The 9,461-nt window shown below is 64.2% G+C and carries 9 protein-coding genes; 3 read left to right on the top strand and 6 right to left on the bottom strand.

The genetic code is table 11. The annotated features are described in order from the left end of the window. Positions 1 to 50: 50 nt before the first annotated feature. From rpsU to purE, 3 genes are all read right to left on the bottom strand, one after another. A complete protein-coding gene (gene rpsU, locus RCO24_RS17240; RefSeq protein ID WP_308963871.1) occupies positions 51 to 326 on the bottom strand; it encodes a 30S ribosomal protein S21 in 276 nt (91 codons plus the stop codon). Positions 327 to 486: 160 nt separating this feature from the next. Continuing rightward, a complete protein-coding gene (locus tag RCO24_RS17235; RefSeq protein ID WP_308963869.1) occupies positions 487 to 1,563 on the bottom strand; it encodes a 5-(carboxyamino)imidazole ribonucleotide synthase in 1,077 nt (358 codons plus the stop codon). Further along, positions 1,560 to 2,054, bottom strand: a complete 495-nt coding sequence (gene purE / locus RCO24_RS17230) for a 5-(carboxyamino)imidazole ribonucleotide mutase (protein ID WP_308963866.1) — start codon at positions 2,052 to 2,054, stop codon at positions 1,560 to 1,562. Before purE ends, RCO24_RS17235 begins: the two co-directional genes overlap by 4 nt. Positions 2,055 to 2,357: 303 nt before the next feature. Here purE and RCO24_RS17225 point away from each other — a divergent pair, with 303 nt between their 5' ends. Next, complete coding sequence (locus tag RCO24_RS17225; protein ID WP_308963865.1) at positions 2,358 to 3,971, top strand: class I SAM-dependent methyltransferase; 1,614 nt, start codon at positions 2,358 to 2,360, stop codon at positions 3,969 to 3,971. Between the two features lie 334 nt (positions 3,972 to 4,305). Further along, entirely contained in the window at positions 4,306 to 5,769 is a 1,464-nt protein-coding gene (locus tag RCO24_RS17220) for a L,D-transpeptidase family protein (RefSeq protein ID WP_308963863.1), read from the top strand. Here RCO24_RS17220 and RCO24_RS17215 read toward each other — a convergent pair. From RCO24_RS17215 to RCO24_RS17205, 3 genes are all read right to left on the bottom strand, one after another. After that, positions 5,766 to 7,442 carry a cisplatin damage response ATP-dependent DNA ligase gene (locus RCO24_RS17215; RefSeq protein WP_308963861.1) on the bottom strand — a complete coding sequence of 559 codons (1,677 nt, stop codon included), beginning with the start codon at positions 7,440 to 7,442 and terminating at the stop codon, positions 5,766 to 5,768. The two genes, RCO24_RS17220 and RCO24_RS17215, sit on opposite strands and share 4 nt — an antisense overlap. Positions 7,443 to 7,447: 5 nt before the next feature. After that, positions 7,448 to 8,461, bottom strand: coding sequence for a ligase-associated DNA damage response exonuclease (locus RCO24_RS17210; protein ID WP_308963859.1), 1,014 nt, complete (start codon positions 8,459 to 8,461; stop codon positions 7,448 to 7,450). 165 nt (positions 8,462 to 8,626) lie between these two features. Continuing rightward, the gene (locus RCO24_RS17205) at positions 8,627 to 8,797 is read right to left on the bottom strand and encodes a YdcH family protein (RefSeq protein ID WP_374990975.1); all 171 of its coding nucleotides are present in this window, start codon (positions 8,795 to 8,797) and stop codon (positions 8,627 to 8,629) included. A 170-nt stretch (positions 8,798 to 8,967) separates the two neighbouring features. Between RCO24_RS17205 and RCO24_RS17200 the strand changes: the two genes are divergently transcribed. Further along, a complete protein-coding gene (locus RCO24_RS17200) occupies positions 8,968 to 9,276 on the top strand; it encodes a DUF465 domain-containing protein (RefSeq protein ID WP_308963855.1) in 309 nt (102 codons plus the stop codon). Positions 9,277 to 9,461: the final 185 nt, after the last annotated feature.

Raw genomic sequence — 9,461 nt, 5'->3', positions numbered from 1 at the left:
GACCTCGTCCAGCCCCTTGAGACAGGCCAGATCGTTGGTTCCGTCGATGTTCATGCGCCGGGGCCGCCACGGCCGGGGCCCTTGGCGCCGGGGCCGCCACGCGTTGCAGCCGGCTTGCCGGGCAGAAGGCCTTCGCGCTGCAGCTTCTTGCGTGCGAGCTTGCGGGCGCGACGAACGGCTTCCGCCTTCTCGCGGGCCTTCTTCTCGGACGGCTTCTCGAAGTAGTTCCGGAGCTTCATCTCACGGAAAATACCCTCGCGCTGCATCTTCTTCTTGAGCGCCTTGAGGGCCTGATCGACGTTGTTGTCGCGGACGAGTACCTGCAAGCGGTGACCTCTGGTTTTGAATGTTCTGTAAAAATACACAGCTCCAAGCCCCGGAAGACTGGCCCCGGCGCTTCGAGCGGAATTGGTTTGGCTGGCTTCTATCAAACGCCGCGGCGGTTGTCCACGGGCTGATCTTAAGGTTTTTGCGGATTTTCTCGGATTATTGGCGCGGTTTGAGGCGGTTTACGTGGCCCATCTTGCGGCCGGGGCGGGCTTCGGGCTTGCCGTAGAGATGAACAGCGGTGTCCGGCTCGGCCGCAAAGGCCTGCCAGCGGTCGACATCGGCGCCGATCAGATTGGTCATGGTGACGTCCGAATGGCGCGTGGTCGGGCCGATCGGCCAGCCGGCTACAGCCCTGATATGGTTCTCGAATTGCCCCACGAGGCAGGCGTCCATCGTCCAGTGGCCGGAATTGTGTACACGGGGCGCGATCTCGTTGACGACCAGCGGCTCGGCGGCATCCGGGAGATAGAACATTTCGACGCCCAGAACGCCGACGTAATCCAGCGCGGTGGCGATGGCGCCTGCGATCTCGGTCGCGCGGGCGACGTGTGCGGCCGGCAGCGGCGAGGGAACGGTCGACGTGTCGAGGATGCCGTCCTTGTGGGTGTTGAGGGGCAGATCGTAGAATCGCACTTCGCCTGCGAGGCTGCGCACCACCAGCACCGACACCTCATAGGCGAACGGCACCAACCCTTCGAGCACGCAGGGCGCGCGCTTCAGGCTTTCGAACGCGGGTGCGAGTTCGGCCGCGCTCTTGATGCGGACCTGGCCTTTGCCGTCGTAGCCGAGGCGGCGTGTCTTCAAAATGCCGGCTTCGCCGATGGCGGCGAGCGCGGCCTTCAAGGAAGCGTCCGAGTCGACGTTCGCGAACGGGGCAACCGGAATGCCGATGCCGCGGATGAAGCTCTTTTCCTCGAGGCGGTCCTGAGCGACGGCGAGAGCCTTTGGGCCGGGCCGGACTGGCGCTGCGGCCTGAGCGGCTGCGGCGGCTTCGAGCGGCACGTTCTCGAATTCATAGGTGACGACATCGACAGTCTCGGCGAAGGCGCGGATCTTGTCGGTGTCCTCGAACGGGCCGACTTGCGATTTCGCAGCGACGTCGAAGGCCGGGCCGGGCACGTCCGAATAGATATGGCATTTGAGGCCCAAGGGCGCGGCGGCGAGCGCCAGCATGCGTCCGAGCTGTCCGCCGCCAAGGATGCCGATCGTCGATCCGGGAGGGAGGGCCGTCATTCGGTTTTGGGTTCCTCGGCGACACTGGCCGTTTGGCGCGCGCGGAAAGCCGCAACCCTGCCGGCAAGCTCCGCGTCGGAGAGGGCCAGGATCTGGGCCGCAAGTAATCCGGCATTGGTGGCGCCGGCTTCCCCGATCGCGAGTGTGCCGACGGGAATGCCGCCCGGCATCTGGACGATAGAATAGAGGCTGTCGACGCCGTTCAGCGCCTTGCTTTGAATGGGTACGCCGAGGACCGGAAGAGTGGTCATGGAGGCCGTCATGCCCGGCAGATGGGCCGCGCCGCCCGCGCCTGCGACGATCACCTTGAGGCCGCGCTCGGCTGCCGAGCGGGCGTAGCTGACGAGGCGGTCCGGGGTGCGGTGGGCCGAGACGATCTTGACCTCGTAAGGTACGGCCAGCTCATCGAGAATGGCGGCGGCTTTGCTCATGGTGGGCCAGTCGGACTGGCTTCCCATGATGATCCCCACATCGGCACGGCGTTTGGTCATTGGCCGGATACTTCCGCTTTGAGGCCCGGATGGCCGTTGCCCGCCGGGAAAACGGGCCATTTAGAGGAGCCCGGCCCAGGTTGCAAGGCGGAAGGCGGGATTTGGTGAGCTAACCCACGGTGGAATGATTAATTGCGGGCAGCAGGCAGCCGGCAACGGGCAGGGGCAGGTACGGAGCGGGGTTGGGACGGTGTGCTCCTTAGGGGGCTGGATTTTCACGGTGGCGCGAGAATCGCCTAGTGTTCCGATGCCTGTGTTTCGACGCGGGCTCTGTGCGGCGTCGGGCATGAACGTGGCTGAGACATGACATCGACTTCTCCCTCCTGGACTGCCGGCTATGTTGCCGAGCTCGATTACACGCACGGCTATTATCGCGAGATGAGCCCGCTCAACCTGGAGCTCGCGATGCTGTCGCGGCTGCAGTCGCATAGCGTCAAGCGCCCGCTCCGCTATCTGGAACTCGGCTTCGGGCAGGGGCTCTCGCTCAACATTCACGCGGCGACCACGCAGGGCGAGTTCTGGGGCACGGATTTCAATCCGACGCAGGCGGCTAACGCGCGCGAGATGGCGGCCGCGTCCGGCGCCAACCTCAAAGTGCTCGATCAATCATTCGAAGAGCTTCGCGATCGCGACGATCTGCCGGAATTCGACGTTATCGTACTGCACGGCATCTGGAGCTGGATCTCGGACGAGAACCGCCGTGTGATCGCCGATCTTGCGCGCAATCATCTCGCGGTCGGCGGGATTTTCTACGTGAGCTACAACACGACGCCGGGCTGGTCGGCGGCGATGCCGCTGCGCCATTTGATGTCGCTGCATGTGACTCTCGCGACGAGCGAAGCGACGGGGCTCGGCTCGCGTATCGATGCGGCGGTGAATTTCGCGGAGCAGGTCGTCGATTCCAACGCGCTCTATTTCCGCGCCAATCCGGCGGTGGCCGAACGGCTCAAGGCCATCAAGGGACACAACCGGAACTATCTCGCGCACGAGTTCTTCAACGCAGATTGGCATCCGATGCCATTCTCGGAGGCGGCCGAATACTTGGCGCAGGCGAAGCTGTCGTTCGCGGCTTCGTCCAACCTCGTCTCGCATATCGACACGCTGCACCTCACGCCCCAACAGCAGCAGTTGCTCGCCTCGATCTCGCATCCGGTGCTGCGCGAATCCGTGCGTGACTACTGCGAGAACCAGCAATTCCGCCGTGACGTGTTCGTCAAAGGGCCGCGCGGGCTGACGCCTCAGCGCCAGATCGAGTTGCTGCAAAGCCATCGGTTCGTGCTGCAGGCCGCAGAAGGCGATATCGCGCTCAAGCTGAACGGGCCGGCGGGAGAGGCGCATCTTCAGGCCGAAGTCTATCGTCCGGTTGCGGCAGCGCTGGCGGAGCGTGCCCATGCGCCCAAGAGCTTCGGGGAGCTTTCGGCGCATCCGTTGCTCAAGTCCATTTCGGCAAACCAGCTTGCACAGGCGCTGTTCGTGCTGACCGGGCTCAATTATGCGAGCGCGGCGCAGGACGACGAGCAGATCGCGGCGGTGCGGGGAACGTCCCAGGCGCTCAACCGGCACATCCTCGAACGCGCGGTGTTCTCGAACGAAGTTTCGTTCCTGGCGAGCCCGGTGATGGGCGCGGGCGTGCCGCTCGGCCGCATCCAGCAGTTGTTCCTGCGTGCGATTTCGCGCGGAAAGCGGACGCCGCAGGAGTGGGCGCTCGACATCTGGCCGGTGATGGAAGCGCAGGGGCAGCGCCTGATCCGTGATGGCAAGCCGATGCAGACGGCGGCCGAGAACATCAGCGAGCTGTCGACGATGGGCCAGGATTTCGCTCAGAAGCGGCTGCCGATGCTCGAAACGCTCGGCGTGACGGTGCCGCCGGGGCCGGCGCCGTCGGTATTGCCGGGTCTGAGCATTGCGGCGGCGTAAGCACACGAGCGCCGTCAAGGTGGGCTCGCGGGTGCGGACGCCATAGTTTCGGGCCGGGCATGGCTCTATTGCTTAGGCAAGACATCGGAGGCGTGCGATGGCTCGCTCTAAATTTCTCGCGATAGCGTCGGTGCTGATATTGGGGACGGCGGGACCGGCTTGGGCGCAGGCCGTGCCGCCAGCTGCTTCGCAATCCACACCGTCCGTGTCGTCCGGGATTTCGCCGGAAAGTGACGCCGGTTCTCAATCAACGCCAGCTTCCGACTCAAATGCTGAGGCCGCGAAAGACGCGGCGCCGGCCGAGGGAGCCGCGCCTCCGGCAGCGAGCGTGGCGATGCTCGAACCGACGACGCCGGTGGGGACCGCGCTCAAGGCGCACCTCGCGGCCCTGCCCGACGAGGGCACTGAGGAAGAGAAGAAGGAGCGCGCGGCGCTGGCCGCGTTCTACGGAGCACGGGGCTACGTGCCGCTGTGGGTCGAGGCAAAGGGTTTCAATGCCGACGCGCGCGCCATCGAGGATGCCTTCAACACCGCCGCGCCTTGGGGGCTCGACAGCCGCGATTTCGCATTTCCGAAGCTGGATGCCCCAGCCGAGGGTGTGGAGGTTGCGGCCGAAGCGAAGGCCGCGGCGGAGGCCGAGCTGTCGCGCGCGGTTCTGAAATACGCGCGCTTCGCGCGGGGCGGGCGCATCATGCGGCCGTCGGAGCAGCTCAATTCCAATCTCGATCGCAAGCCGCAGCTTCTCGATCCTGCTTCAGTGCTCGATGGGCTCGCGTCGGCATCAGACAAAGGCGCTTATCTCGTCGGCACGCATCCGCAGCATCCGCAGTTCCAGCGGCTCAAGGGGAAATACGCGGAGGCGCTTGCCAAGAGCGGCGGCAAACCGAACGCGGAGGCCAAGAAGATCCTCGCCAACATGGAGATGTGGCGCTGGATGTGGGCCGATCTCGGCGATCTCTACCTGATGGCCAATGTTCCGAGCTACATGATCGAGGTGGTCAAGGGAGGCGAGACGATCCACACCGAACGCGTCGTGGTCGGCGAGATCGGCAAGCAAAGCTCGATCTTCACGCGTAGGCTTCGCGACATCACCTTCCGGCCGATGTGGCGCGTACCAGAAAGCATCAAGGTCAACGAGCTGTGGCCGAGCCTGCTGCGCGGCGGCGCACTGATGCGCCAATACGCGCTCGAAGTGGAGACCAAGGACGGGCGGAGGCTCGACTGGCGCACAATGGATTGGCGCACCCTCGACATCCGCGAATACGAGGTGGTGCAACCGCCGACGCGCAACAGTGCGATGGGTGTCGTGAAGTTCTCGTTCCCGAGCCAGCACACGATCTTCATGCACGACACGCCGGACAAGTGGATGTTCAACTCCAAGCAGCGCACGCTTTCACACGGCTGCCTCAGACTGCGCAATCCGCTGCGCGTCGCCGAACTGGTGCTGGAGCACGACAAGGGCTGGGATGCGGCCAAGGTGCAAGAGCTTGCCAAGAGCGGCTCGCTCAACAACGAGGTGCTGATCGAGAAGCGGATCCCGATGCACATCGCGTACTTTACCGCGTGGGTCGACGATGCCGGCGCGCTCAAGACCTATTCCGACATCTACGGCCACGAGAAGCGCGTGACGCAGGCGCTTGATGGCAAGTGGCAGCAGATCGCCAAGGGTCGCGATCATCTGGCGCCGGTGGTGCCGAACAAGGCGCACCTCGAAGACAAGCCGGTGAAGCAGGCTGCGACCGGCGGCAAGAGCGCGAACGACGATTTCCTCGGTTCGTTCTTCGGCGGCGGGTATTAGTCCGTCGAAGGCGCCTGTTTGGCATTTTCGGCGGCAGGCTGCTCCATCAGGCGCTTGGCGGTGTCGAGTGTGTCGGCCTCCTGGGGCGGCTTGTCCCAGCGGATGCGATGAATGCGCGGGAAGCGCATGGCGAGCCCAGACTTGTGGCGCGACGACGCGAAGATCGCATCGAAGGCGACTTCGAGCACCAAGCGCGGCTCGACGGCGCGCACAGGCCCGAACTGTTCGACAGTATGGTTCCGCACGAAGCGGTCGATTTCGAGAAGCTCCGCATCGGTGAAGCCCGAATAGGCCTTGCCGACCGGAACCAGCTCGTGACCGGGGTAGATGTCGCCGCGCGGTGTACCCTCAAGCGCGGGCTCCGCGAGTTCGCGCCAGACGCCAAACGTGTAGTCGGAATAGTACGACGAGCGCTTGCCCGAGCCGCGCTGGGCATACATCAGCACGCAATCGAGGGTGAGTGCGGCGCGCTTCCACTTGAACCAATGGCCACGCGGACGACCGGAGAGATAGGGGCTCGACCAGCGCTTCAGCATCAGGCCTTCGATGCCGGTTTCGCGCGCGTCTCCCCAGAGCGCGTCCAGCTCGTCTCGTGTTGCGAACGGAACCAGCGGGCTGATATCGGCAAGCGGCGGACGCTTGGCCGCGAACCAGGCTTCGAGGCGTTTGCGGCGGTCGCGGAAACTCATTTCTCGAAGGTCTTCGCTGCCATCGATCAGGAGATCGTAAAGCCGCACATGGGCCGGATGATCCTTCAACATGCGGCCGGTCACGGCTTTGCGGTTGAGGCGCTGCTGCAGATCGTTGAAGGGGGCGACGAGGCCGTCGCGTGCAACCAGCAGCTCGCCGTCGAGGAGAACCTCGCGACCCAGGAACGCGGAGACGATCTCGGGGAACGAGCGCGAGATGTCGTCACCGGTGCGCGAGAAAATGCGCACGTGTTCGCCATGGGCCGCGATCTGCACGCGGATGCCGTCCCATTTCCACTCGGCGGCGAATTCTTCCGGCGCAAAACTCGACCAATCCTGTTCCTCGATGGCGTGGGCGAGCATCAGCGGGCGAAACACCGGTTTGCCGCCGGCATCGGGGCGCGGGCCGTTCCCGGTCAGCCAAAGGAAGAGATCGCTATAGGGCGGTTCCAGCGCGTGCCAGATCTCTTCGATCTCGGACACCGCATGGCCGCTCATCTCGGCGAGTGCGGTCTTGGCGAGGCGCGCAGACACGCCGACGCGGGGAGCGCCGCCGACGAGTTTCAACAATGCCCAGCGTCCGCGTACGTCGAGCCGATCCAGCAGGTCGCCGAGGATGGGCGCTACTTCGGTTGGTGGCGCGTTGGCAAGGCTGGCCACGACCTCGGAGAGAGAGGGTGTGCGTCCGCGCTCGGCGGGCGCGCTTATTGCCGGGGCTGGCCACATCAGCGCGACGGTTTCGGCGGTGTCGCCGACGTAGTCGCGGGAGAGCGCGTAAAGGACCGGATCGACTCGGGTTTCGAGCAGCGTCGCTAAGCTTCGGCGGAGAGGAAGGCGGGGAAACAATCCGTCGGTCAGCGCGGCGAGGGCAAAGCCACGGTCGGGATCGGGGGCCGTGCGGAAGTAATCGACGAGCAGGGTCAGTTTGCCTTTGCGCGAGGGCGTCGTCGTCAGCGTGTCGAGCAGGAGCGCGAAGGCTTGCATGAGCGCTACTCGCCTTCGTCTTCGAAGCCGACGAGCGCGAGGGCGCGAGCCTTGAGGCCCCGGCGCGTCAACTCATAGACGAGGGCATCGTCACGGCCGTGCGTGACCCAGACATCCTCGGCTTGGGTTTCGAGTACGGTGTCGATCAGCTCCGGCCAATCCGCGTGATCGGAGATCACCAGCGGCAGCTCGACTCCGCTCTGGCGGACGCGGCCCTTGATGCGCATCCATCCCGACGCGAACGCGGTTACGGGATCGGGGAAGCGGCGCGACCAGCGATCCGAAACGGCCGATGGCGGGCAGAGGACAAGAGCGCCTGCGAGATCCGCTGGCTTGGTATCGGCGACAGCGCGAATTTCGCCGAGGGCGATTCCATGGTTCTGATAGAGCTCGGTGACGGCCATGTGGGCGCCGTGCAGATAAATCGGCTTGTCGTAGCCCGCATCGCGCGCGAGACGGATCACGCGCTGGCATTTGCCGAGGCCGTAGGCGCCGACGAGATGCGCGCGATCGGGGTTGCGGCGGAGGGAAGTCAGCAGGCGTGCCACCTCGCTCGCCGCGGGCTCATGGCGAAACACCGGCAACGCGAACGTCGCTTCCGTCACGAACACATCGCAGAGGATCGGTTCGAAGGGGAGGCAGGTGGGATCGGCGCTGCGCTTGTAGTCGCCGGACACGACGGCACGCTGGCCGTTCCATTCGAGCACGACTTGCGCGGAGCCCAGAATATGGCCCGCCGGCACGAGACGCACGGAGACCCCGCCGATGTGGAGCACTGTGCCAAGTGGCGCGGCCTCGAAGCGGCCAACGGCCTCTTCGCCCAGGCGGACCTTCATGATCGCAACGGTTTCGGCCGTCGCAAGCACGGCGCCGTGGCCGGGGCGGGCATGATCGCTGTGGCCGTGGGTGATGATGGCGCGATCGACGGCGGACGCGGGATCGATATACGCGTCGGCCGGCTCGCAGTAGAGGCCGCGAGGGGTCGGATAAAGCCAGCGATCAATTCCGTCAGAGCGCATCTCGCGCAGATCCTCTCTCCGCCAGGATGTGGGACGCGGCAAAGGCCATCGTCGTCATCACTACGGATGAATGCAAATGCGGATCGCAGAGGACGGTTTCATCACCGGAGGCGGACGGGAGAGCGGGGTGCTGTTTCGAAGGGGATGCCGCGCGGCCGCGCTCGCTTACGCGATGATGTCGGGCAGGAGCTGATCTTCGACCTTCGTGATCTGATCCTTGAGAGAAAGCTTTCGCTTTTTCAGCCTGCGGATCGTGAGCTGGTCTGAAGCTCCGGCGATCTCGAGCGCCAGGATCTCGTCGTCGAGCAAGCGGTGCTCGGAGCGAAGTTTAACCAACTCCTCCCGAAGCTCCCTATCGTTCTGCCGCTGCATGTCGTTGCTCGTTCGAACTCCGGCTCGCAATCCTGTTGGTTGCCCACAGAGCAGAGCTGGCGGGACTATCGTCTCATTTCTTACACTGTGCAAGCAAGTCAGTGAGCGCGCCTTACAAATGGCTGGATAAACCGATGCTTAGTGAGTCGTTAAGAGGCTCGGTAACGGGCAAGGGACTTTTTGTTAAGCCTTCTGTTCTCGTGGACATCGCGTGGCATATCTGTAACAATGCTTTGGTCTTCAACTCTGAAAAGGAGGTCAGGATGGCGCTATCGGCTCATCTTCAGGAACTCTCAGAGAAGCACCGGCAACTCGAGCGTCGGATTGAAGAGGAGGCGTTAAGACCCGGTTCGGACGACACGACGATCCGCCGGCTCAAGCAAGAAAAACTAAAACTGAAGGACGAAATCGTCAGACTCGGCACATCACCCACCCGACACTGACGCCCAAGCGGAGCTGCGAGTGCAGCTGTCGCACAGCTGCTTTCGCATCTCCCAACCCGACATAGCGTCATTCGATGTTCCGCCTCACTCGTTGTGAGTGAATGGTCGCGTTTGCGGCATTGCCTGCCGCGCGCTTGCCGTTCACTTGCGCAGAGCGATTGATGACGTACGTGTGCCTGCGTTTT

It is taken from the genome of Hyphomicrobium sp. LHD-15, assembly GCF_031157355.1.
In the GTDB taxonomy this organism is placed as follows: Bacteria; Pseudomonadota; Alphaproteobacteria; order Rhizobiales; family Hyphomicrobiaceae; genus Hyphomicrobium_C.
Note: the sequence above shows the minus strand (reverse complement) of the source record. Positions and strands in the feature narration are given on the sequence as shown.